This is a genomic window from Rhizobium grahamii CCGE 502, assembly GCF_000298315.2.
Classification (GTDB): Bacteria; Pseudomonadota; Alphaproteobacteria; order Rhizobiales; family Rhizobiaceae; genus Rhizobium; species Rhizobium grahamii.
On record NZ_AEYE02000025.1, the window covers coordinates 126,046 to 148,871 of the forward strand.

The 22,826-nt window shown below is 61.6% G+C and carries 20 protein-coding genes; 15 read left to right on the plus strand and 5 right to left on the minus strand.

Features of this window, described 5'->3' with window-relative positions; translation table 11 throughout:
* Window position 1: 1 nt before the first annotated feature.
* The 3 genes from RGCCGE502_RS20785 to RGCCGE502_RS20795 all read right to left on the minus strand — a co-directional run bounded on the left by RGCCGE502_RS20785 (window position 2) and on the right by RGCCGE502_RS20795 (window position 3,392).
* Window positions 2-1,120, minus strand: a complete 1,119-nt coding sequence (locus RGCCGE502_RS20785; protein WP_016556163.1) for a DUF4331 family protein — start codon at window positions 1,118-1,120, stop codon at window positions 2-4.
* Window positions 1,121-1,142: 22 nt separating this feature from the next.
* A complete protein-coding gene (locus RGCCGE502_RS20790; protein ID WP_016556164.1) occupies window positions 1,143-2,561 on the minus strand; it encodes a Dyp-type peroxidase in 1,419 nt (472 codons plus the stop codon).
* 99 nt (window positions 2,562-2,660) lie between these two features.
* Complete coding sequence (locus RGCCGE502_RS20795) at window positions 2,661-3,392, minus strand: hypothetical protein (protein ID WP_016556165.1); 732 nt, start codon at window positions 3,390-3,392, stop codon at window positions 2,661-2,663.
* A 588-nt stretch (window positions 3,393-3,980) separates the two neighbouring features.
* On the opposite strand from RGCCGE502_RS20795, the gene RGCCGE502_RS20800 reads away from it, so the two are divergent.
* On the plus strand, window positions 3,981-4,691 hold the full coding sequence (locus RGCCGE502_RS20800; protein WP_016556166.1) for a TetR/AcrR family transcriptional regulator: 711 nt from the start codon (window positions 3,981-3,983) through the stop codon (window positions 4,689-4,691).
* Window positions 4,692-4,769: 78 nt separating this feature from the next.
* Window positions 4,770-5,219 (plus strand): hypothetical protein, encoded by a 450-nt coding sequence (locus RGCCGE502_RS20805; RefSeq protein ID WP_016556167.1) that lies wholly within the window; start codon window positions 4,770-4,772, stop codon window positions 5,217-5,219.
* Window positions 5,220-5,575: 356 nt separating this feature from the next.
* Here RGCCGE502_RS20805 and RGCCGE502_RS38160 read toward each other — a convergent pair whose 3' ends face one another.
* The gene (locus RGCCGE502_RS38160) at window positions 5,576-6,151 is read right to left on the minus strand and encodes a hypothetical protein (protein WP_244441761.1); all 576 of its coding nucleotides are present in this window, start codon (window positions 6,149-6,151) and stop codon (window positions 5,576-5,578) included.
* Between the two features lie 256 nt (window positions 6,152-6,407).
* Here RGCCGE502_RS38160 and RGCCGE502_RS20815 point away from each other — a divergent pair, with 256 nt between their 5' ends.
* The 3 genes from RGCCGE502_RS20815 to RGCCGE502_RS20830 all read left to right on the plus strand — a co-directional run bounded on the left by RGCCGE502_RS20815 (window position 6,408) and on the right by RGCCGE502_RS20830 (window position 9,643).
* Window positions 6,408-7,418, plus strand: coding sequence for a substrate-binding domain-containing protein (locus RGCCGE502_RS20815; protein ID WP_016556169.1), 1,011 nt, complete (start codon window positions 6,408-6,410; stop codon window positions 7,416-7,418).
* A 57-nt stretch (window positions 7,419-7,475) separates the two neighbouring features.
* Complete coding sequence (locus RGCCGE502_RS38165) at window positions 7,476-9,314, plus strand: ABC transporter permease subunit (RefSeq protein WP_016556170.1); 1,839 nt, start codon at window positions 7,476-7,478, stop codon at window positions 9,312-9,314.
* Between the two features lie 116 nt (window positions 9,315-9,430).
* Window positions 9,431-9,643: a helix-turn-helix domain-containing protein gene (locus RGCCGE502_RS20830; protein ID WP_016556171.1), complete on the plus strand. Its 213-nt coding sequence runs from the start codon at window positions 9,431-9,433 to the stop codon at window positions 9,641-9,643.
* 373 nt (window positions 9,644-10,016) lie between these two features.
* Here RGCCGE502_RS20830 and RGCCGE502_RS20835 read toward each other — a convergent pair whose 3' ends face one another.
* On the minus strand, window positions 10,017-10,694 hold the full coding sequence (locus RGCCGE502_RS20835; protein ID WP_016556172.1) for a TetR/AcrR family transcriptional regulator: 678 nt from the start codon (window positions 10,692-10,694) through the stop codon (window positions 10,017-10,019).
* 350 nt (window positions 10,695-11,044) lie between these two features.
* Between RGCCGE502_RS20835 and RGCCGE502_RS20840 the strand changes: the two genes are divergently transcribed.
* The 10 genes from RGCCGE502_RS20840 (at window position 11,045) to RGCCGE502_RS20890 (ending at window position 22,818) form a co-directional block, all read left to right on the plus strand.
* Window positions 11,045-14,038: a molybdopterin-dependent oxidoreductase gene (locus tag RGCCGE502_RS20840; protein WP_016556173.1), complete on the plus strand. Its 2,994-nt coding sequence runs from the start codon at window positions 11,045-11,047 to the stop codon at window positions 14,036-14,038.
* Window positions 14,035-14,910: a 4Fe-4S dicluster domain-containing protein gene (locus RGCCGE502_RS20845; RefSeq protein ID WP_016556174.1), complete on the plus strand. Its 876-nt coding sequence runs from the start codon at window positions 14,035-14,037 to the stop codon at window positions 14,908-14,910. Before RGCCGE502_RS20840 ends, RGCCGE502_RS20845 begins: the two co-directional genes overlap by 4 nt.
* On the plus strand, window positions 14,903-15,550 hold the full coding sequence (locus RGCCGE502_RS20850) for a TetR/AcrR family transcriptional regulator (protein WP_244441762.1): 648 nt from the start codon (window positions 14,903-14,905) through the stop codon (window positions 15,548-15,550). The genes RGCCGE502_RS20845 and RGCCGE502_RS20850 overlap by 8 nt, the downstream gene beginning before the upstream one ends.
* A gap of 195 nt (window positions 15,551-15,745) precedes the next feature.
* On the plus strand, window positions 15,746-17,692 hold the full coding sequence (locus RGCCGE502_RS20860; RefSeq protein WP_016556176.1) for an acyl-CoA synthetase: 1,947 nt from the start codon (window positions 15,746-15,748) through the stop codon (window positions 17,690-17,692).
* Entirely contained in the window at window positions 17,689-18,123 is a 435-nt protein-coding gene (locus tag RGCCGE502_RS20865) for a VOC family protein (RefSeq protein WP_016556177.1), read from the plus strand. The genes RGCCGE502_RS20860 and RGCCGE502_RS20865 overlap by 4 nt, the downstream gene beginning before the upstream one ends.
* Window positions 18,120-18,797 carry a VOC family protein gene (locus RGCCGE502_RS20870; protein ID WP_016556178.1) on the plus strand — a complete coding sequence of 226 codons (678 nt, stop codon included), beginning with the start codon at window positions 18,120-18,122 and terminating at the stop codon, window positions 18,795-18,797. The genes RGCCGE502_RS20865 and RGCCGE502_RS20870 overlap by 4 nt, the downstream gene beginning before the upstream one ends.
* An 80-nt stretch (window positions 18,798-18,877) precedes the next feature.
* Entirely contained in the window at window positions 18,878-19,834 is a 957-nt protein-coding gene (locus tag RGCCGE502_RS20875) for a fumarylacetoacetate hydrolase family protein (RefSeq protein ID WP_040675248.1), read from the plus strand.
* Window positions 19,835-20,012: 178 nt separating this feature from the next.
* Window positions 20,013-21,077 carry an OmpP1/FadL family transporter gene (locus RGCCGE502_RS20880; protein ID WP_016556180.1) on the plus strand — a complete coding sequence of 355 codons (1,065 nt, stop codon included), beginning with the start codon at window positions 20,013-20,015 and terminating at the stop codon, window positions 21,075-21,077.
* Window positions 21,078-21,262: 185 nt separating this feature from the next.
* On the plus strand, window positions 21,263-22,162 hold the full coding sequence (locus tag RGCCGE502_RS20885) for a VOC family protein (RefSeq protein WP_141652391.1): 900 nt from the start codon (window positions 21,263-21,265) through the stop codon (window positions 22,160-22,162).
* A 41-nt stretch (window positions 22,163-22,203) separates the two neighbouring features.
* On the plus strand, window positions 22,204-22,818 hold the full coding sequence (locus RGCCGE502_RS20890) for a glutathione S-transferase family protein (protein ID WP_016556182.1): 615 nt from the start codon (window positions 22,204-22,206) through the stop codon (window positions 22,816-22,818).
* Window positions 22,819-22,826 lie beyond the last annotated feature (8 nt).

A 22,826-nucleotide genomic window follows, 5' to 3' on the forward strand; every position in this document is an offset into this window, starting at 1 on the left:
TTCATTTCTCCACAAATGCGGGTATCGGAAGGTCAGTCCGCTGGTTGGCTTGACGCACGAAAGGAAAGGCCGGCCCGGCCGGACTGGTCGGACCGTCGACCCCGTCGCCCAGCCGCTCGCCACGCCCGCCGTTCACGAACAACGTGAGCATCTCGTCCAGGATGTCGTCATCCAGCCAGCGGCCGCCGGCGCTGGTGTGCTGGCGGCCCCCGAGCGCCGCCCGTTCGATCTCCAGGAAATTGCCTGTCCCGAAGGGATGAGCGAGATCCAGGACCAGATAGTCGTCGATGAGCAGATCGCGCATGGGATGTCGTCCGTCCGCTAAAGGCGGCCAAGCGATCTCGGCGTCGAGACCGTCGAAAAATGAAAGCGTTGCACCGACCCGCGCCTCGTATAGGGGCCGGTATTCCTTGGAGAGGAAGAAGGCGTCCTCCCTGTTGTAGAGGTCCCGCAGCTCGACCCCCTTCGGATCACGTGTCGCGTTCGCCAGCATGACGTTCTTGATTTCCGGCCTGCCGACACGTTCGAGCCGGATCGGCTTGGCGCGGCGTGCGACAAGCGTTTCCGCAACGGCTCCAATCAAAGTATTGTCGTCCAGTCCTTCAAGGATTGGAGCGAACGGCACCTCGACGACGATGGTCAGGACATCGCGAAACTCGACGGTGTTCGTCCCCTTGGCGCGGAAGGACAGCTTGCCGGAAAGGTCCGTGCGGATGGTAGCCTCGACATCCATGAAGAACGGGTCGCTAACCAGTCCGGCGTAGACCCGCATTCCCTCGAGTTCCGATGGCTCGCCAGTGACGAAACCCGCCTCGCGACCATCCGATGTGAGGATCGTTCCTTTCTGAACCGACGTCCCGTCCGGCACGTCGCTGAAACGCACGTCGATCGTATGTTCCGCCGGACCGTGAACGAAGCCCATGCCCGAGCGGGTCAGCGGTCGCAGCCGGAAACGATACGTCACGACATCGCTGAAGAAGGACTGCGATGTGGCCATGGGAAACGCATTCATGATGAGGACGAGATTTCCTGGGCGTTCCGGGCTGGGAAAGGCGTAGAAATCGGTGATGTCCACCGCTGGATCGTCCATGACCGCGGGGCCGCTGAAATGATCTGACATTGTATTCGCCTCTTTCGATGGATCAGAATTTCTGTTCGATGATGCCCGCGAGCGCGTTCAGCCCCGGCACGAACAGGTATTCGCCGCCCTTCACCGTGACGAAGGTGGGGAGGTCGAACAGAAATGGGCGCTTGGCGCCTGGCACCGACATTTGCGATCCCTCGCCACCGACGCCGTTGATCGGGTCGTGCTCGGCGGGATCGAGTCCAAGGAACTCGCCACCCTTCATCCATTCGGCCTGGACGAACTCGAATTGTCTTTCGATGTCAGCCTGGATGAACAGGTTGATCAGGCCGCGATCGATCCCATCGTCCTCAAGGGCGCCATCCTCGAGATGCGGGCCGTATTCGACGCCGCGCCGAAGCAGTCGGTGGCGCCTTACGGCAGTCGCCCGTTTGAGGGGCGTGGCACGAGGATTGCTGCGACGCAGGTGCGATCCAAGCGGGCACCGCAGACCCTGGTCGTCGCCGGCATAGGTGAAATCATTGCGCCGGTCAGGGTCGGCGGCGATGGCCGGATCATCCTTCTCCGGCGACAGGTCGATCGGACAGCCGCTGGGCCACCGGCCCATCAGTTTGGCCGCCACCAGGTCCCGGTGTAACTGGTCGTCGCTGCCATAGAGCGACAGCGCGGCGGTCGCCAGGTATCGACGGAACGCTGCGACGTCCTGATAGAGCTTTCGGAACACCATGTACGTTCCGTTCAGCCGCAGTTCGAATGGTTCGGACATCATCGTGCCGCGGGGTCCGACCTCGTCCTCATAGCCGAGCAGGAATTCTCCCGGCTTCAGCGAGCGCCACGTGCCGTCGCTCTCCAATACGCCATCGCCAGGATAAGAAGGCAAATCCGCGCCCTCGATCGGCGGTTGGGAGATCGGGTCGGCAAAACCGAAATGTTCGCCTTCGGACCCGATACCGCTTTCATGCGCGAGCGCCATGGTGTCCTGAATGAATCGAATCGAGACTCCGCCGGTCGCTTCGAATTCCTGGCGAAGGATATCTGTCGCCTCTTCCCTACCTTGGTCGGAATCGGTTCGGAGCCACACCATCGCGTGGATGTCTGGCCCTCCAAGGCCGCCCTCCCAATGTTCCGGCGCGTGGGGTCCGACGTCTCCCACGACACCTGCACGTTGCCCCATGCCGAGGCGGAATGCTTCCGGGAAACTGGCGAGCGCCCGTTCGGAAAGTCCCAGCGCCTTCAGACCTTGATGGGTGAACCCGATGTTGATCGTGAATCGCGTGCCATGCTCCTGTTGGCGCGCATTGACGCGTTGGAACATGTTGCGCAGCCATGCTCGCGACTTCGCCCCGTCGTTGAACTTGATGAAGATGTGGCGCCCGAAGCGCATGAGGATAGGGGTAACTATGTTGTCCTGAATGTCGTGCAGATTGTCTTTCAGGTCGGCAGACGTCAGGCTCTTTACGGAAGCAAGTATTGTCATCGTCGCGATACTCGATGGCCGAAGTTCGGGTGGCGATCGACCTTGGTAACGAAACCCGAGGTCGATCCAAAAGCTGGAGTGGCAAGCCGGAGCGGCCTGCTATTCTGAAGCCGTGTACTTCTGGAGCCGCTCGGCGACGTCCCCGTACTGCCATTCGCGCTCTGCCTCGGTGTCGATGATCGCGGCGCTCTCAACCTCCACGTAAGGTTCTGCCAACTCCTTGATGAACGCGTTGACCTGCTCCTCGAGCGTTCCGTCGCCTTTTGCAACCGCTCGCTGGAACCTCTGGGTCTTTTCGTACCAGTCGGCAGCCTTGTAGATCTGGCCGATGCTGAGGCTCGGGGCTACGTCGTAGCAGGCGAGGGTCTTGATCTGGCCGCGTGCAATATATTCGACGACGTCGCGCGCCGTTGCATTCGGAGGGGTCGGGCAGCCGATGCACTGACCCCACACCTTCGCCAGGTTTTCGACGCCGTTGAGCACGAAGTCGTCGAAGTACTTGTCGAGCGAGCCGTCGAACTGCGAAATGAAGTAGAGCGTCGGGCCGAATTCCCCGCTCGTACCAACAAACCAGCGCGCCGTGCGGATCAGTCCAAGCTTGGTGGTCATCGGCGCAAACGATGCTCCGGGCGGGACCAGCAAGCCGCCAGGCACCAGCGTGTCGGTGATCTGCTTCAGGTCGAAGCCAGGTTTGAGAGGCCACATGCCAGTGAATTCCTTGACCTCGTTCTTGCCGCCCGCGCTCATGACAAAGCCGGGGTAGCGCAGGCCCCATGCGCTGGCGCTCGTGCTGGATTCGGACACTGCTACGCTGTGTTCTTCGCGATTCATGGAAAACTCCAATCTGGTCTGGGCAACGGTCGTTCAAAGTTGACGGCGCCCACTTATTTAGCAAAAACGGCGAAAAGTTGACGACGGCAACATTGGTGTCTTGCGTGGCCTTATCACGCAGCTTTCCAATCCAGGCTGGCGACTAGACAACCTCCAGAAGACAGGGACAGGCACGCCGGATCACGGTGGTCTGCATCGGCCGATCGTAGACAAGGCGGTCGAAGTTTTGGGACGGAACCTAAAGCACCGGGTTTCTCTTCGGGATCTCGCCGGTCTAACGGGCCCCTGGCGTCGACAACGGCACTATCAAGCTCCTTTGTCATCGAAAATCATCGTAGTCGGGGGATCCCTCTACGGCAATTATACACTCGTTCAATCTCGTTATCCCATGGTGTCTCCATGGACCCTGCGGGAAGGCGAAAGGTGGAAGGGAAGTCAGGTGCGAAAGAAGACTGAGGCTGTGAGTGACGTAATTTCAAGCGGCGCATCGCGCCATCAAGGCGACGACAGCTTTTCGAACAGAGGCCAATTTTAACGTCACCGCCAAATATGTTGACAGGAGCAACTTGAAAGGCTATTGGACGCGGTATGACCAAAAACATTTCCAGCACAGAGCAGCGCCCGTACCATCATGGCGACCTGCACAGGGCCATTGTGGATGCCGCGCTCGACGTCCTCAGCGAATCTCAGACCACGGAGTTTTCGCTTCGGGAACTCGCTCGTCGTGCAGGCGTCAGCCACAACGCCCCGTACAAGCACTTCGCCGACAAGCGTGAACTGCTCGCGGCCGTCTCGGCGGTGGGGTTCGAACTGCTAGCGAAGCGGATGGCTGAGGCGACGAGGGAGCTCGACACCCCCCGCAAGAGGCTGGCAGCCATGGCGCGCGCATATGTCTGCGGCGGCGTCGACAATCCGGCGCTCTATAGATTGATGTTCGGCGGCTACCTCTCCGGTCAAGACGATGGACGGCCCGTGATCGAGAGAACCGCGGCCTACAACATGAAAGCCCTGATAGTTGACGCGATTTCCGACGGCGCCCTCGGGCGGCCGATCGCAGGCACCGAGTCCAGTTCCCGCACGATCGATGGGGCGATTCTTGTTTTTTGGTCCCAGATGCATGGTCTGACGTTGCTACTGGTGGACCGCCTCGTCGGCCCGGGCGACAAGCTGGAGGAGCTGACCGAGAACGTCCTGCAGGGAATGCTCGAGGGGCTGGTGAACAGCATCCCCTCGGTGCCGGAGGGCGTCTGGGTCGGTCCTCCGCTGACGGGGTCGAAGGACCGAGGACGAGTCCGCTAGGTACGGAGCTTGTCGGTGAGCGCGCTCGTCATCTTCCCTGTCCGGTGCACGCCGCGTTCTTCCGATAGGAGAATTCTCATGGACGCATACATTTCTGCCCTGGTGGGGCTCGCCGGCGTCGCGATCGGCGGCCTGGCCTCGTTCGCAACGGCCTGGGCGACGCAACGATCACAGATGAAGGAAAAGCAACGTGAGGTCGAGGCTGCCAAGCGCGAAAAGCTCTTTTCAGATTTCATCGCCGAAGCCACGCGCCTCTATGGCGATGCCGTCAGCCATCAAAAGGACGACGTCTCAGATCTCGTGCTGCTCTACGCGTTGGTCGCTCAAATGCGTCTGATTGCATCGCGACCGGTCGTGGATGCCGCGGAAATGGCGATGGAGAGGATCGTCGAAACCTATCTGACCCCTAACCACTCGCTCTCTGAAATGCGGGATCTCGCGCGTTCCGGCGCAATGAACTTTCTCATGGATTTCGGCGAGGCCGGCCGAGCAGAATTGGCTGGAGGGCACCTATCGACCCGATCATAGGAGTTTTTGTGGAAAGGTTAAATCATCGGCCGTCTTTCAGCGTGAGCAGCTTGATAGCGAGAGGCGTCTCGTCGCGGTGATCAAGGGAAAGGAGCGATATTCTACCGCCTTGTAGCTGGCAGCCGGCCTGTCGACCTGGCTGACAACAACCTCGGTCCGCAGCATGGATGATCATCGCGCCTTCCCAATAACGTCGCTCAGTTCCGCCCGATGGCCGGACAAACAGATTAATCGAACTGTTCGCCATGTCCGATCTGTTCCCGACTGCGTCGCTGCCATCGGGATCGCCCGCCGGCTCTGGATCGGGTCGGTTAGCATCCGTGAGCGATTTCGCCGCCTCAATGAGAGCGACGTGACTACCGCGTCGCCCAGCCGGCCTCGCTTGCCGATGCAACGATTTCCTGCAACACGGTTCGAGTAGCCGCCTTCGCTTCATTCGAACGATCCACGGCGTCTGCACTTATGGGGGCCGGGAACCGGATGCCCACTGATTCCATCCATGGCTCCGCCAGGGTCCGGAGTTCTTCCCTATCGATAAACTCCTCGGTTCTTCCGGAGTCGCGATCGGGATGGGAGACCGAGACGTCTATTCCATCGGAAAGAGACAGCGCCTGCTTTGCATTCGTGATGCCACGAGAAACTGTTCTCCGTCCTGGGTCGTCACAGTCACTTCCACGATCTTTTTCGGTCATGGATGGTGCCGGCGGCCCTTCTGTTCCCTGACGGGTGCCCTCGAAGTGTTCCCGCACCCGGCGAACAAGCGATGGAAGAAGGGTTTGAACAGAAAGAGATTGGTAATCCCGGACGGGGTCGGCGCCGAAACGACGAGGTTGCGCAACATCGCCGGAGAGGGAGAAAGTAAAGCTTTCGATCTTGGTCTCGCCATATGATATAGTCATTTGCGGCGGTAGGATCACCCGGTGGGTCGGCATCCACCAATCGGGTCCGTGTCACGCGCCTCGCTGCCGGCCTCGGTGACGGCTGGCTCGACTGCGATGTCCGTCCTCTAGTCAGTCCGCGGGTCCGCTGTTTTTAAGAGTTGCCGCAACCCGTGGGAATGGGGCAGCCGGTTCCGCCGTAGCTGCCGTTTGGATGAGGTACTTGCCGCCCTCGCAGATGGTGACCCGATGTCCCACGAACGAAGCGGAGAAGACGATGAAATAACCAATACGATGATTAGGAGCTAACATGAGGATCGTCCCTACCCAGTTCCAACGATTGTTCATCGCGACCTGCGCGGCCACCCTGCTGGGTATCATCAGTCCAATCCCGGCGCACGCGCTCGAAGACAACTGGTGCAAGGACGTCCACATCCGCTTCTTCGTAGGCGGCTCCGAGGGCGACGCTTTCGGCACCATCGTCTACAATGGCGCCAAGCGGGCCGAGGCGGATCTAGGGCCTAAGGTCGACTACATCTTCTCGGGCTGGAGCAGCGAGAAGATGGTCCAGCAACTGCGCGAAGCGGTGGCGGTCAAGCCGGACGGCATCGCCATGATGGGACACCCCGGCGACGCGGCGATCATGCCGCTCGCCGAGGCGGCCCATAAAGCCGGTATCAAGATGATGTACCAGAACGTTCCGGTGCCTAAGGTCGTCGCCGCGTTCGGAGGGGGCTATGTCGGAGCCCAGCAGGAAGCGCAAGGGCGGGCACTCGGAACCGAGGCCGTCAAGCTTGCCGGGATGAAACCCGGCGACAAGGCGATCATGGAAGGCGTGTTCGACAACGAGAATCGCGGCGCGCGGGAGCGCGGGACGGTCGCGGCCCTTACTGAGGCCGGCGTCAACGTCGTCCAGATCAGTGGGCCGCCGTCTGGTGAGTGGGCGTCGGACCCCAACCTCGCCATCCCGGTGATCACCGCCGCGCTGCTCAACAATCCCGACACCAAGCTGCTCGGCGGCGGCGGCGGCCAAATGCTGGGCAATATTCCGACCTTCATGCAGGCGGCCGGCAAGAAGCCCGGCGAGATTTTCGTCTTCGGCTTCGACACCAGCCCGCAGATCGTCGAAGGTTTCAAGAACGGCTGGGTGCAACTGACCGCCGACCAACAGCCCTTCCTGCAAGGCTACCTGCCGATCCTCAGCCTCTGCCAACAAGTCAAGCTCGGCCTCGCGCCGATGAACCTCGACACCGGAGCCGGTTTCGTCACACCGGAGAACTACAAGATCGTGGCCGAACTCGCCAAGCAAGCGCTGCGCTGAGAGCAGCTGGCGAATAGCGAGCCCCAGTGCGGAGGGCCTTCGAAAGGAGATGTTTTTATGGCGGAGCACCTGATCGAGTTCCGCAACATCAAGAAGAGGTACGGCAGCGTCGACGCTCTCGGCGGCGTCGATCTTTATGTCGACAAGGCCGAAGTCCTCGGCCTCATTGGCGACAATGGCGCCGGCAAGTCCACGCTGATCAAGATCCTCGCGGGTGTCGTAAAGCCGACGAGCGGCGAGATCAGCGTGCGCGGAAGCCCAGTTTACGGATGGAATGCGGCGCGGTCGCGCGAGGTGGGTATCGAAACGGTGTTTCAGGACCAGGCCCTCGCGCTCCAGCAATCGATCATCGACAACGTCTTCATGGGCCGCGAACTTGTTGGAATGTTCGGGTGGCTCAAGGCGAAGCGGCAGTTCGCCGAGGCGGATCGGCTCATGCGGGAGATCGGCTTCACCTCGAAAGCCTTTACACCGCACTCTATTGTCGGGCAGCTCTCCGGCGGCGAGCGCCAAGGCGTCGCCATCGCACGCGCCATGTACAAGCAGGTGGATCTCATCGTTCTCGACGAGCCGACCACGGCCCTCTCGCTGACCGAGACTGCGAAAGTCTTCCACTACGTACGGCAGGTGCGAGCAAGCGGCCACTCGATCATCTTCATCGACCACAGCATCCACCACGTCTTCGACATCGCCGACCGCTTCGCCGTGCTCGATCGCGGCAAGATCGTGCTCGAGACGGACCGTTCCGAGGTGAAGTCGGTCCAAGAACTGATTGGCTTCATGGAACACGTCGCGCACCCTGCAACCGACGTTCAATTGCCCCGCCGCGGGTCCAGGTGGGCCAGCGCCCTGACGGATCAGGCGGACAAGAGCCCACCGAGGAGCCCGACGGGGGAAGACTCCGAAGTCGAGAAGGGGTGGCGTCAGTTCTCCGGACAGTGGCTCCGCCGCTTCGTTTTTGAGCATCGGGCAGCGCTCGGCACTCTCGCGGTGTTTCTGGTGATGATGTCGATCTTCGTTGCCGCCAATCCCGCCGTTTTCACGACCTGGTCGATCTACAGCTCGGTTCTCACCACATTGCCAGTGGCGCTTTTCGTCGTGGTGCCTCTCGTTTTCGTTGTAGCAGGCGGCGAGATCGACCTCTCCTTCCCGGCGGTGATGGGATTCGCGTCGTGGGCATTTGCGCTGTTGGTGCAGGCCGGCTTCGACCCCTTGATAGCGATGGTGGCCGCCATCCTGACAGGGCTGGTTCTCGGGTTCTGCATCGGGATGCTGGTCGTCTACGCCGGCCTTTCCTCGCTCATCGCTACGCTCGGCATGAACTTTCTTCTGCGCGGGCTCATTCAGATAGTGAACGAAGGCAGATCGATAGCCCTTGTCACACTTGGCAATAGCCTGTCCTACAAGTTGTTCTCTAGTGTGATCCTCGATGTACCGGTCCAGATCCTTTGGGCGGTCGGCTTTGTGATCTTCGCGACCCTCCTCTACAACCGGCACCGCTTCGGAGCTCACGTCAAGGCCGTCGGCGACAACCCAGACAGTGCCAGGCAGATGGGGATCAACGTGAAACGCGTGCGCGTCAGGCTCTTCGTGTTCATGGGGGTCGGCGCCGCGATCGGCGGAACTTTCTCCACCATGATCAACTTGACGTGGTGGCCTACCGCCGGCGACGGCTATCTCCTGCCTGTGCTCACCTCCGTCTTCGTCGGTGGCACGCCTGCGTGGGGCGGTGTCGGAACCGTGATGGGCGGTGCAATCGGCGCGCTCACCGTCGCATCTATCCAGACCGGCGTCGTGGCTGCAGGTCTTAGCGGCTTCTACGTGCAATTCTTCTACGGCCTGATCATCATTCTCTCGCTTCTCGGGCATCGCTGGAACCAGATACGCTACCGGTAGCTCGAGCGCTGATATTGCGAGGGCCTCGGCGTTCTCTGATACGATGAACTTCCGCCTTGCGATGCACCAGCGGGTGCAGTGGATGGGGATGCACTCATTGGTGCAGAGGGAGTACTATGCACTCTGGCAGTAGTCCAACCGAAGTCGGCCCGAAAGGTCGGCCTGGATGGTCGCGGGAGGCCATTATCGAGGCCGCCAGGCGTTTGTTCCTGCAGCGCGGCTTCGGCTTCGTCAGCATGGATGACCTCGGAAAGACTGCCGGCGTCGCACGGCGGATGCTCTCTACCTGCGTGAAAATAATGTACCTTCGTCAAGTTCATCTACTGTAGCCGTGTCCATGGTTTCGCCCGTCAAGCAATGATCGTCGGCCCGTCGCCGAAACCGATGCCCGTCGAGATCGCCGGCAAAACGACCTCGAACCGCGTCACATTGGGGCGCCGCGTCCGGCGAGTGCCGCCACCGCCCAATCCTTCGTTACGTGCAAAGGGTCCGGGAAAATACCGGCAAGCCCGTCGTGAAACGAGACCGTTATTTGCGGACAGATGCGAACGAAGTCGGCAAGGTATCCGGTTCATTGGCAATGCGTCCGCGGTTCTCGGAACGTTCGACCTGTAGGGAGCCTTTCCGGCTTGGCAGTTCCACCAGCAGTTTGGCGCTATGAATTGGACGGTCGGTATGCCGTGCCGACAACGGCATTGCCCCTCACGAAACCACGCCGGTGACTGCGGATGTTCGCTGGGCAAAGGCGTCGGCGTTGAGTGCCGCCTCGTTTGTCCGGTTTGCCGCGTCGCCCGGCGGGCATCCCATCGCGCGCAAGACCGCGCGCACAATGTCCGGGATGGCCGTCGCATCGATCCGGCTAGTGCTGAAAAGCGATGAAGCCTGCTCGACAAGCGCGACGACGATGCGGACGGCGAGATCGACGGATCCGACCGCCAGCAGGCCGGCCGCCTGGGCGTCGGCTAGGTCCCCTCGCAGCCGAGCCTGCACCGCCTTGGCAACGTCCGGCAGCATGACGGCCGCGCGGGCGGCGAGACGGGCTTGCGCTGGCGCTGCGGCCAGGTCGCGAAGCAGTATGGTGACGGCGGTTGCCATGCGGGTCAGCGGGTTTACGACCGCCAGGCGGGCCGGCTCCAGACGTTCGCTCAACTCCGCGATCAGCGTCTCGCCCAGCTCCGCCTCCAGCGCCGGAAGGTCCCGAAAATGCAGATAAAAGGTTCCTTTCGCCACCCCTGCGGCCTGGGTCACGGCATCCACCGTCGCCGAGACTGGCTCCGGGGCGGCATAGCAGGCCCGCGCGGCTTCAAGGATCGCCGCGCGCGTGCGGGCGCGCTTCGCCTCGCCGATCGCCGCCCGACGCTCAAGATTGACTCGTGCCATTTCCGCTCCTTGCCAGCGCACCAGACCCGCCCTCCCCGAAGACGGCCCCGGCTGAATTTCCACTATGCTCCGGGCGACGCCGGAATCTCCCGACGATCCTAGTGGCGCCGCCCGCGTCGTCAATGCCTGCCGATACGGGCGGCCACGTCGTTAGATCAACAGATCTATAATTTTCAAATTGACCTTATAGTCATTCTGACATAGAAGTTCAAATTGAAAGATGGGATCGGAGGAGCACCATCGACGAAGCGGCGGCCATCGCGATTAGCGATCGGCCTCTTCCTTCTTCGCCTCCAGATCAAACGTTACGACTCGAGGACCGGCACGATATGTCAGCCATAAGATCTACGATGAACCGGCAGCTCCTCAGGGCCATCCTTGTCGCCCTGCCGAAGGTGATGAACCTCACGGCCTCCCGTAATCCCGCGTTTCGGGAACGGTTGAAGCAGCGCGACATCGTCGCATGGATAGGGCTGCAGGACGGCACCATTGGCCGCATCTTGGAAATCCGGAACGGCAGGTTCCGCTCCCGGTCGTCTGCGGCTGACGAGGCCGAGGTGGCCATGTCCTTCAAGGACGTGGCGACCGCCTTGAAACTCCTGCTGCCCAATCGCGACCAGGGCGAGATCATCCACGCGGCCAAGAACTTCAAGGTTGTGACCACCGGGCCGGACGAGTTGGTCGTCTGGTTCACGCAGACCCTCAACATGAGCGAGACCGCCGGTCTGTCCATGGGAATGCCAATGTCCGACGGCAGCCTAAGGTACACCACCTGCACCAATGGCGGCCCCCTGTTCGTCTACGTCAAGGATGGCCGCATTCTACGGGTCACCCCCCTCGAATTCGACGCGACCGATCCATCAACCTGGATGATCGAGGCGCGCGGCCGCAAGTTCAGTCCGCCCCGTCGGGCGCTGGTGGCGCCCCACGCACTGACAATGAAATCCCTGGTCTATTCGGACAAGCGAATCCTTCATCCCATGAAGCGAGTGGATTTCGATCCCGATGGCGAACGCAATCCCCAAAACCGTGGCAAATCCGGCTACGTGCGGATCACCTGGGACGAAGCGCTGGACATCGTCGCCAAGGAGATAAACCGGCAGAAGCGCGTCCATGGGCCGGGTGCCATCACCTTCCCCATGTCGTCCCACCACCAGTGGGGCAACGTCGGCTACTATCTCAGCTCGCTGATGCGGTTCGCCAATCTGATTGGGTTCACGCGGGTCGCCGCCAATCCGGACAGTTGGGAGGGCTGGTACTGGGGCGCCATGCACCATTTCGGCAATTCGATGCGTGTCGGCGTGCCGGCGGGCTATGGCGGCATCGAGGATTGCCTCAAGGAAGCCGAGATGATCGTCTTCTGGTCCAGCGATCCCGAAAGCACCAACGGGGCTTACGCAGGATTCGAGGGCACGACGCGTCGCCTTTGGGCGAAGGAACTGGGCATCGAATTCGTTCATATCGATCCGCATTGCAATCCGACAGCCCAGTTGTTTGGCGGACGCTGGTTTTCCGTCCGGCCGCAGACCGACGCGGCCCTCGCCCAGGCGATCATGTATGTCTGGGCCACGGAAGGCCTCTATGACAGGGACTATGTCGCCACCCGCACCACCGGCTTCGACGAATGGAAGGCCTACCTGCTCGGCGAGACCGACGGCGTCCCCAAGACACCTGAATGGCAGGAGTCCGAGACCGGCATCCCTGCCAAGGATGTGCGCGCCCTGGCCCGCAAATGGGGCGGCAGGAAGGTCTACCTAGCCGTCGGCATGACCGGCACCGGCTTCGGCGGCGCAGGCCGCGGCGCGACGGGTGCGCAATGGGCTCGGTGCATGATCATGATGATGGCGATGCAGGGCTGGGGCAAGCCTGGCATAAATTTCGGCAACCTCGAGATCGGCATCCCGCACGACCTGCATTTCTATTTCCCAGGCTATGCGGATGGGGGGATATCCGGCGACCTCGCCTTTACCGGCAATGCCGTGAACAACTATCAGCGCATGCCGCACATCCTGACGATGAACCCCGTCAAGCAGATGGTGCCCCGCCAGCAAATGCCTGACGCAATCATCGAGGGCAAGGCCACCGGCTACCTGTGGGACGGCATGGCTCAGGAGGCGCAGTTCGCGCCGTTCACCTATCCGATGCCAGGCTACTCGCCGATCCACATGATCTACCGCTACGGCGGATCGTCGCTCAGCACGGTGACGCGGTCCGGGCGCTGGGTGGACGCCTACCGGCACGAGAGCATCGAGTTCGTGGTGAACCAGTCCATCTGGATGGAGGGCGAGGCCCAGTTCGCCGACGTCATCCTCCCGGCCTGTACGTCGCTTGAGCGCTGGGACATCGGAGAATGGGCGAACTCCGGAGGCTACGCTCATCACGGCGTCAACGTCGTCAACCATCGCGTCGTCACCCTCCAGCACAAATGCATAGAGCCACTGGGCGAGTCGAAGTCCGACTACGAGATTTTTACCGCAATACTGACCCGGCTGGGCCTCGGCGCCGTCTTCACCGAGGGCTGCAGCGAGCTCGACTGGGTCAAGCGCGTCTTCGATTCGTCGGATCTGCCCGATCACGTCTCCTGGAAGAAGTTCTGTCGCAAGGGCTACTACGTCGTGCCGCCGGAAAAGCCGGAGCTGCGCCAGCCCGTCGATATGCGCTGGTTCGCCGAGGGTCGGCGCAAGGACCTGCCCGAACCTGCGCCGATGCCGTCCCAGTATGCCGAGCAGTTCGGCATGGGCCTGCAAACGCCGAGCGGCAAACTGGAATTCGTGCCCGAGATATTCAAGCGGCACACGACGGACAATCCGGACCGGCCGGCGGTCAACCGTTACATTCCGTCCTGGGAAGGACGCAGCGCCGAGCTTTCGGAACGCTATCCACTGCAGATGATCGCGACGCACAGCCGCTACAGCTTCCACACCAGCATGGACGGCAAGAACAGCGCGGTCAACCAGGTGGACGACCATCGCGCCCTGATAGCTGGCCATCGCTTCTGGCTGCTACGCGTCAACACGGCCGACGCCGCGGCCCGGGGCATCCGCCATCACGACCTTGTAAAAATCTTCAACGTTCGGGGCGCCGTCATCTGTGCCGCCGACATTTCTCCCCTGGTCACCCCAGGCGTCGTCAAATCCTACGAGGCGAGCGCGGAATTTCAGCTCATCGACGTTGAAGGGGAGACCGTCGAGATCGGGGGCTGCCTGAACACCCTGACGCCGGACAGATCGCAGACCCGCGGGACCAGCAGCATGGCCCCCAACTCGTGCCTCGTGCAGATCGAGAAGTGGCGGAACGCCGAGGCCTTCAAGATGGCGCGTGCGGCCCAGGAGGAAGTCTTGTGAGCAAGTGGAATCTTATCATCAACGTCGGCCGCTGCGAGAACTGCTACAACTGCGTTATCGCCAACCGGGATGAACACGTCGGCAACGACTTCCCGGGCTACGCGGCGCCGGCCGCCGCCGTCGGCGCGAGCCCCATCCGCATCCTGCGCCGTGCGCAGGGGAGTGCGCCCATGGTGGAGACCACCTACCTGCCAGTGATGTGCAATCACTGCGACGACGCGCCCTGCATTCGCCGCGCCGGCGACGCCATCCGCAAGCGCGATGACGGCATCGTCATCATCGATCCGGTGAAGTCGCGCGGCCGAAAGGACATCGTCAGTTCCTGCCCGTATGGCGCGATCGTCTGGAATGAAGAGCAACAGGTGCCTCAGACATGGTTGTTCGACGCCCACCTTCTGGATCAGGGGTGGGACAAGCCCCGCTGTCAGCAGTCCTGCCCGACGGACGTCTTCGAAGCGGTGAAGCTGGATGACGCCGCGATGAAGAAAATGGCGGAAGCGGAAGGACTCAAGGTGCTCAAGCCCAACCTCGGGACCAAACCCCGCGTCTGGTACCGGGGACTGGAACGGTGGGAGACTTGCTTCATCGGCGGAAGCGTCAGCGCCGACTTCGGCGGCACCATAGAATGCGTCGAGGCGGCGGATGTGACCTTGTCCCAGGGCGGCACGATCCTCGCGAAGACGGCCACCGATGGTTTCGGCGACTTTCGCTTCAACAAGCTGGCCGGGGATGGCGCCACCTTTCGCATCGACGTCACCCACGCCCTTGGCGGCGTCTGGCGCGACTGCGTTCTATCTGAGAGCGTCTACCTCGGCGAGCTGAGGTTGGCTGGTCATTCCCGCACGGATTCTCGTGGAGGAGATGATGCTTGAGAGCGATCACTACCGCCCTGGCATGACCTCCCGCCGATTAAGACGACAGGAGCCCCGGGAAATAAGCGTAGCCCGCATTCTCGGAGCAGCGGAGAAATTGTGCGCGATCCACGGATCCGCCAAGACGAACGTATGCGACATCGCGAGCCACCTCGGCATGTCGCCGGCGAATGTCTACAGGTTCTTTCCGTCCAAGCTGGCATTGTACGATGCGCTGGTTGCGCGCGTGCTAGAGGACACATTTCCGGCCACGCCATCGAGCTCCGACAAGAAGTCTGGCGCGGCGACGCTTCGCGAGTTCATGTGCGGACTTCATCGGGGTTTTCTCGCCCTCATGCGGGATGAGGAAAAGCTCTTCGAGCTGCTCACGGTCGCCGATGACGAACACTGGCCCGCCTTTGAAGCACACGTCACCCGCATGAGAAGCATCGTCGCCGAATTGGTCGACGCGGGTGTCCGGGCACGGGAATTTCGCCAGCAGGACAGTCTTCGCGCCGCCGAATGCCTCTGCACGTCGGTTGCCGCACTCTGGGAACCGAAAGCCATCAAGACGTTCCATCTGAGGCGCTCGCTCATTACGCCCGAAGAGTTGATTTCCTTCAGCGTCGAGGCTCTCCGGAATGGAGCTCTTCCATGCTGACGATGATGACCTGCAGCCGTTTTTCAGCAGTCCGTACAAGCGTGATCCCTGCTGAAAGGGCGACGCGAGATTACGGATCCGACACTGCGAAGTTGATATCCAGGGCGCTCGAGATCGAGCCGGAGCAGGTCGCACCGCTGAATCGGGCTTGCTGCCTGGCGCGCCCGCGCTGACCTTATAGGGAGGAAGATCACCATGCTTGCAACCAACCCCGGGGGCTTCGGCCGTCCCATTGTCGCCTTGCCCGACGTCGAGGCGTTCGAGCAGTTCCCGCTGCCCGAGCGTGCCCTCCCGGCAAGCACCTACGAGATGCTGGCGCGCGGCGCCGCCGTGGCGCCGGATCAGCCTGCCCTGTCCTTCTTTTTACGCTCTGACGACTTCCGTGAGCCCTTCGTCTGGACGCATGCCGAGCTCCTGGCCGACATCACGAAGACGGCCAACGCACTCCGTCGGCTAGGTGTCGGCCGCGACGACGTCGTCGCCTTCGTGCTCCCCAATCTGCCAGAAACGCATTTCGTGATCTGGGGGAGCGAGGTTGCGGGCATCGCGTTCGCAGTCAACCCGCTGCTTGAAGCGGCACAGATCTCCGAGCTGCTTGCTGCCGGCAGGGCGAAGTGGCTCGTCACTCTGGAGCCCTTTTCGGGGTTTGATATCTGGCAGAAGGCGCTAAAGGCGGCCGCGACCGTGCCGGACCTGCAAGGAATTCTGACCGTCGGTCTCGCACCTTATCTCCGCCACGGTACCGACGAAGCGTCTGAGGCAGGGTCATCAACCGTGGGCGTCGACGGAGTGTCCATCCCAATTCTCAACCTGCGTGAGCAAATGGCAGTGGAGAGTGGCGAAGGGTTGACCTTCGACACGCCCGGGCCAGAAGATATCTCTTCGTACTTCTGCACAGGCGGTACGACCGGACTGCCCAAGATTGCCGCACGCACGCATCAGTCCGAGGTGTTCGACGCCTGGTCAACACAAGCCATGACAGGAGATGCGTTGGCGCCGGGCAAGACGATTTTCTGCGGCCTGCCACTCTTCCACGTCAACGGGCAACTGGTGACCGGCCTAATGCCGTGGTCGCAAGGCGGACATGTCGTTTTGGGCACGCCGTACGGCTATCGCGGCGAAGGAGTGGTTCCTTCCTTTTGGGAGATGGTCGAACACTATCGGATCGCGGCCTTTTCGGGCGTTCCCACAGTATTTTCGGCGCTGCTGCAAGTCCCGGTCGGTGGCCGCGACATTTCAAGTGTCGGCTACGGCTTTTGCGGAGCGGCTCCGATGCCCGTGGAACTGTTCCGCACGTTCGAAAACACGATTGGAATCCGCATTCTGGAGGCCTACGGCCTGACCGAAGGTGCTTGTGTTTCAAGCGTCAATCCGCCGGAGGGCGAGCGGCGCATCGGCTCGATCGGCCTACGCCTCCCCTACCAGCAAATGGCGTCGGTCCGACTTGATGATTCCGGCACGTTCGTCGGGTTCGCCGAGACGGAAGAGGTCGGCGTGCTCGCGATCCGAGGTCCGAACGTCTTTGCCGGCTACATCAATGCCGAGCACAACAAGGGTCTCTGGATCGAAATTGATGGCGAGCGCTGGCTGAACACGGGCGATCTCGCCCGCCAGGACGCGGACGGCTACTTCTGGCTGACGGGTCGCAAGAAGGAGCTGATCATCCGCGGCGGCCACAACATCGATCCCAAGCTGATCGAAAATGCGGTGCAGGATCACCCGGCGGTACAACTCGCCGCGGCAGTGGGACGGCCCGATGCGCGCGCCGGTGAACTGCCGATCCTCTATGTTCAGTTGAAGCCGGCGATGGTGGCATCGGAAGCGGACCTACTTGCCCATGCCGTCGACCGTATCCCCGAGCGCGCGGCGCATCCCAAATCCGTCCGGATTCTTTCCTCGATGCCCGTCACACCCGTGGGCAAGATCTTCAAACCGGCTTTGTCAATGCTCGAGATCGAGGACGTGGTGCGACAGGAGGCGGAAGCCTCCGGCATCGCGCTCACATCACTATCCGTCGTTCAAGACGCCCGGCTCGGAGTGCTTGCAAGAATTGCAACCGAGGGCGACCCAGCCCCTCTCCACGAAAAGCTCGTTCGCTATGCCTTCAAAGCCCAGTTCCAGCAGTCAGGAAACCAGTCATGAACGCGCCAGCTCGGATCCCCGTCACCAACCTTCAGCACCACGTCTTCTACGTCACCGAACTGGAGCGCTCAAAGGCCTTCTACATCAAGCTCTTCGACTTGCAGTTCTCCGCTCTCAACCATCCGGACAGCAGCGCCGCAATGCGTTTGTCGCAGCAGGAGATGCATTTCTTCTCCTTCGGCTTCCACCATCACGACATCTGCCTGGTGAAGCACCACAAGCTGAAGATGGACAATAAATCCATGCTGCACTTTGCGCTGGCGGTGAAGGACGCACGAGCGTTCGACGCCGTCGGAAGCCGCGCACGTCGCATGGGCTTGCCGATCCGCGAAGGGCGCATGCTCGCCTCCGCACGCCCAGTGTCGCGCGCCTTTTGCGTGCAGGACCCGGACAAGCATTGGATCGAGATCATCGAGGAGACCAGCAGATGAGCAACGCCGCTTTCGTTCCCCCGAACGTCCTTCCGCCATTCAAGCTGCGTTTTGCGGGCTTGCTGAAGCGGAAATGGTTTCGTGAAATGGTGCTGTTGTGGCCGACGCTCACGAGGCGACGGTTCTCCAACAAGACCGAAGACTACGGCGTCTTCAAGCCTTCGCTCGTCGCTCACATGGGGCAGCTTTCGATCTACGTGCGCGACATCGCGCGAAGCCGGGCCTGGTACGAGCAAGTCGCCGGCATGGTCCATGCCCGCACCTGTGAGCCGGAACCGCATCCGTTCAAGGAAGGCTGGCGCGTTCGCTGTTGCTACATGAGTGCGACCGACCACGAGGAATGCCTCGTGCTCGTCGAGGAACACGACCCCTCCGGCAGGATTACCGTCCCTTCTGGCATGAGCTTCTTCCATTTTGCGCTCGAGGTGAAAGGAAACCAACTGGAGGATGTCCTGGACTTTGCCAAGCAGCGGCAGGCCGACGGATTCCAGTTGAACTACGGTCCGGTCCGCCATAACAGCGATCCCCACCTGGGAGACGGCGAAACCGGCGGCAACGTGGCCTGCTACCTCTACGATCCAGACTGGCACAACGTCGAGTTCTGCGGCGCGATGGACACGATCGAGAATTATCGCGCGCGATACGGGGACCTCAAGGGCGACGACCGCGCCTGACCCTGTTCGACCGTCAAGGGCACCCTGAGCGGATGCTCGAACCGCCTTCGAAGCGCTCTTCCAAACAAAGGAAATGAAAAATGGTAGTTAGATTGTCCCGATTTACGACGGGCGGCGACCCCTTGTGGGGGATTGTAGATGGAGACGAGATCGCACCGCTCGAGGGCACCTTCGTCTCGACCGCCGACATCCTTCGCCTCTCTGCCGCCGAGCTCAGGACGCGCGCGGGCGTCCAACGTCTCCCGATCTCCTCGGCAAAAATTCTCAGCCCCGTCACCGCGCCGGCGCAGATCATCTGCCAAGGTCTGAACTACGCAGATCACGCGATTGAATCAGGGCATGCGCCAAGCCAGAAAAATCTGCTCTTCATGAAGGCCGCATCCTCGCTGTCGGGAGCGTTCGATCCCGTTATACGGCCTGACGGAGTTCAAATGCTCGACTATGAAGTGGAACTCGGGCTCGTACTCAAACGACCCTTGCGAGCAGGCGATCTAGTCACCAGAGAGAACCTCGGCGATTTCATCGGCGGACTGGTCTTGTGCAACGACGTGTCGGCCCGCGACGTGATGTTCGGCGAAGCCTTCCTGCAGTGGTTCCGCGGCAAAAGCGCCCGCACCTTCTGCCCCTGCGGTCCCTGGCTGGTCGTTCCGGAGCCGGACGAGGTCGCTGACCTGCTCGACAGGATCGAGATCCGTCTATGGCTGAACGACGAACTTCGGCAGTCGGCCCATACCCGTGACTTCGTCTTTCGGCCGGAAACCTGCCTCAACGACATTGCGTCCCTGATGGACCTGTCTGCGGGCGATCTCGTGCTGACCGGGACGCCAGGCGGCGTGATCCTGCAAGCCAGCGCCGCCCTCGCCCAGATTCTGACGACCAAGCTCTTCAAGGATTCGGAGCGGAAGGGTGCGCTCGCCGAGGAGGCGACCGCACACGCGCGCTACCTCGCGCCGGGCGACGTCATGCGCGCCGAAATGCGCACGGACGACGGCGCCGTCGATTTTGGCGGGCACTTGCTCCAAGTCGTGGACGCATGATCCAGCCGGACCAGGACGCGCACGCCACCGGGTCACCAGACCTCGAAGGTCGCGGCCTGGTCCGATCACTCTCGAGGCGGACGGGTGGAGGGGCAGCGCAGTGCGTGCGGCAAAGGCGAGAAACGCCCTTTCCGTGGGCTTTGCATAACGGCGGACGTCTCTGAGGAGGGAGACCTGCATGAAGACTACTAAATTGCTGATCGGATTTTTCGGCTGTCTTTCCGTCACACCCGCGATTGCGGGAGGCTTCGATATTCTGGGGCAGCCGAACGACGTCCTTTTCGAAACGGGGCGCTACGCCGAATTCGGGCTCGGCCTCGGCAGTGCGGATGTGGCCGGACAAATCACCGCCGCCGGACCGCCGTTTGCTTCGGGCGACACTGCGCCCACGCTTCCGTTTTACAATGGCGCCTTCAAGGCCGACATCAACGAGCAGTTCTCGGGGGCCGTCATCGTCGACAACCCCTACGGGCGCAAACTCGAGTATGATCGCGGACCGCTGTCCGGCCTGTCGGGGGAAGTCGAGTCGATCGCGATTACGGGCTTGCTACGCTACAAACTTACGGATCGATTCAGCGTGTTCGGCGGTCCCAGGCTCCAGCGCCTCGGCGGCAATACGGACATTTCGGTCTTTGCAGCCGGCTTGCCCGCCGGCTTCGCCAACATAGAGTTTGAGGACACCTGGGCGGTCGGCTACGTGGTCGGGGGCGCCTTCGAAATTCCCGAAGCCCATATCCGGATCGCCGTCACGTACAATTCCGCAATCGACTACGATCTGGACACGTCCGGCGCCTACGCAGGGAGGACGAGCGTCGAGACGCCGCAATCGGTCAACGTCGATCTCCAGGCCCCCATCGGTCTTTCGACGCTCCTCTTCGCGTCGGTCCGCTGGGCCGAATGGAGTAAAACCACGATCAGACCGCCAGGCTATCCTCTGGGGTCGCTCACCCACTTCAACGACACGACGACCTACAGACTGGGCGTGGTACAAGTGTTCAGCGAGAACTGGGCGGGGTTCACCGCCCTGACCTACGAGCCCAAGACCGGCATATCGGCCGACGCGCCAATCGATGCAACGGACGGATTGTGGGGCGCGACCCTTGGCGCGATCTATACCAGGGACAGGGTAAAGATAACCAGCGCCGTCACCTATTACCAGTTCGGCGATGCTTCAGGTTCGTTCGGAAATTTCAAGGACAACGACGTCGTCAGCGCCGCCGTCAAGGTCGGATACACGTTTTGACCGGAGCTGGCGCGGCAGACGCTGGGATTTTCAAACCATCCCACGCAACCGCTCCCGCGTGGATCTCGTCGTCACTGCGACATGGGTCCTTGGGCAACCAGGTCCGGTACCTCCGGTATCGCGGAACCGACATCAACCCGCGCTCCGGCGGGCGCCAAACATAATCCTACTAAATGGAGAAAACCGTGCACAAACAATTCGCCCCGAGAGTGTTCCAACTGGGCTACGTCGCGCTTGAAACGCCCGACGTCATGCGCGCCAGGGATCACTATGCAGAAACCATCGGCATGAGCGAGACCGCGACCGGTCACGATGGAGAGAGCTATCTGTCCATCGGCTACGAGCACCACAACGTCGTCCTGCGCAAGGCGCAGCACAAGGCGATGGGCCATCTCGGCTTCCAGCTCAACCCCGGCACCGAACTCAGAGAGCTGGTGGCCGAGCTGCGCGCCTTCGGCCTGGGCGCCCAGATCAAGTCCGACAGTCAGCCGGGCATCCGCGAACTGGTCGAGGTCGAGCCAGTTCCCGGCACCACGCTGCAGCTTTATACCGACATTGATGCTCCCGCGGCCGGCTTCAAGCGTACCGGCGTGTCGCCCCTCCGGCTCGGACATGTGGCGGTGATCTCGCCTGACGGCCCGAAGCTGAAGGCGTTCTTCATGGATTTCCTAGGCTTCTGGTTCACCGATACGATTGCGGGCATCTCAAATTTCATCACCTGTAATCGCGAGCACCACGTCGTCAATCTGGTGAGCATGCCGGACCAGCGGGTCCATCACATAGCCTTCCAGCTCAAGGGCAACGCCAGCCACGCGATGGCAGGCGATCTGTTGGCCGAGCGCGGTCTTCCGGTGAAATGGGGCCCGACGCGTCATACCGCCGGTCACAACATTGCCAGCTATCACTATGACCCCGACCAGGTGCTGATCGAGCTCTACACCGACATGGACGTGTTCATCCCGGAACTGAACATGTGCGAGGCGCGCCCGTGGCACAGGCACTTCCCGATGGCTCCGCGCGAATGGAAACTTACCGAACTCGCGGCCTGGGAAACCGAGTTCGCCTTCAGTCTGGCGCAGGCCTAATCCACGCGATCGCATCACCTTCCGAAACAAAGGTCAGTTTTATGCAACTTTTTCACGCTCCCAGATCCTGCTCGCTGGGTATCCGGATTCTCCTCGAGGAAATCGGCGTCCCCCACCAGGTCTCGGCGATCGATCTGTCATCCGGCCAGCAGCGTGACGATGCCTTCCTGGCAGTCAATCCCAAGGGCAAGGTGCCCGCCCTGCTCCGTGACGACGGGACGGTGCTGACCGAGTTCCAGGCCATCGCGCTCTGGCTTGCATGGCGGTTCCCCCAGTCTGGGCTCCTTCCGGACGATCCCGACGCTGCGGCGCAGGTGACGGAGGTGATGGAGTTTATCGTGGGCACTATTCACATGTGCGGCTTTGCACGAGCCCTCATGCCTGGCAAATTCGTTTCGTCTGCGTCCGCTCAGGAAGAATTGCGCGTACATGGACTTCAGGTGGCGACAGACGGTCTGGACCACGTCTCCGCTCTGTTGGGCAAGACCTCTTGGCTCTCGGGCCCCCGGCCCGGTGTGGCCGACGCTGCGCTGTTTTATGTCACATACTGGGCCAAAGCTCTGGACATCGATCTGCCACGGGCGTTGGGCGGTTTCTACGACCAGATGCTGAAACGCCCGAGCGTGGTCCGAGCAATCGACGTGTCCCCCACTTAACTTCGTCA

Bases quoted from the DNA above. Each gene is read 5' to 3' on its own strand.
- RGCCGE502_RS20785 (WP_016556163.1), bottom strand. From the start codon at position 1,120: ATGTCAGATCATTTCAGCGGCCCCGCGGTCATGGACGATCCAGCGGTG.
- RGCCGE502_RS20790 (WP_016556164.1), bottom strand. From the start codon at position 2,561: ATGACAATACTTGCTTCCGTAAAGAGCCTGACGTCTGCCGACCTGAAA.
- RGCCGE502_RS20795 (WP_016556165.1), bottom strand. From the start codon at position 3,392: ATGAATCGCGAAGAACACAGCGTAGCAGTGTCCGAATCCAGCACGAGC.
- RGCCGE502_RS20800 (WP_016556166.1), top strand. From the start codon at position 3,981: ATGACCAAAAACATTTCCAGCACAGAGCAGCGCCCGTACCATCATGGC.
- RGCCGE502_RS20805 (WP_016556167.1), top strand. From the start codon at position 4,770: ATGGACGCATACATTTCTGCCCTGGTGGGGCTCGCCGGCGTCGCGATC.
- RGCCGE502_RS38160 (WP_244441761.1), bottom strand. From the start codon at position 6,151: ATGCCGACCCACCGGGTGATCCTACCGCCGCAAATGACTATATCATAT.
- RGCCGE502_RS20815 (WP_016556169.1), top strand. From the start codon at position 6,408: ATGAGGATCGTCCCTACCCAGTTCCAACGATTGTTCATCGCGACCTGC.
- RGCCGE502_RS38165 (WP_016556170.1), top strand. From the start codon at position 7,476: ATGGCGGAGCACCTGATCGAGTTCCGCAACATCAAGAAGAGGTACGGC.
- RGCCGE502_RS20830 (WP_016556171.1), top strand. From the start codon at position 9,431: ATGCACTCTGGCAGTAGTCCAACCGAAGTCGGCCCGAAAGGTCGGCCT.
- RGCCGE502_RS20835 (WP_016556172.1), bottom strand. From the start codon at position 10,694: ATGGCACGAGTCAATCTTGAGCGTCGGGCGGCGATCGGCGAGGCGAAG.
- RGCCGE502_RS20840 (WP_016556173.1), top strand. From the start codon at position 11,045: ATGAACCGGCAGCTCCTCAGGGCCATCCTTGTCGCCCTGCCGAAGGTG.
- RGCCGE502_RS20850 (WP_244441762.1), top strand. From the start codon at position 14,903: ATGCTTGAGAGCGATCACTACCGCCCTGGCATGACCTCCCGCCGATTA.
- RGCCGE502_RS20860 (WP_016556176.1), top strand. From the start codon at position 15,746: ATGCTTGCAACCAACCCCGGGGGCTTCGGCCGTCCCATTGTCGCCTTG.
- RGCCGE502_RS20865 (WP_016556177.1), top strand. From the start codon at position 17,689: ATGAACGCGCCAGCTCGGATCCCCGTCACCAACCTTCAGCACCACGTC.
- RGCCGE502_RS20870 (WP_016556178.1), top strand. From the start codon at position 18,120: ATGAGCAACGCCGCTTTCGTTCCCCCGAACGTCCTTCCGCCATTCAAG.
- RGCCGE502_RS20875 (WP_040675248.1), top strand. From the start codon at position 18,878: ATGGTAGTTAGATTGTCCCGATTTACGACGGGCGGCGACCCCTTGTGG.
- RGCCGE502_RS20880 (WP_016556180.1), top strand. From the start codon at position 20,013: ATGAAGACTACTAAATTGCTGATCGGATTTTTCGGCTGTCTTTCCGTC.
- RGCCGE502_RS20890 (WP_016556182.1), top strand. From the start codon at position 22,204: ATGCAACTTTTTCACGCTCCCAGATCCTGCTCGCTGGGTATCCGGATT.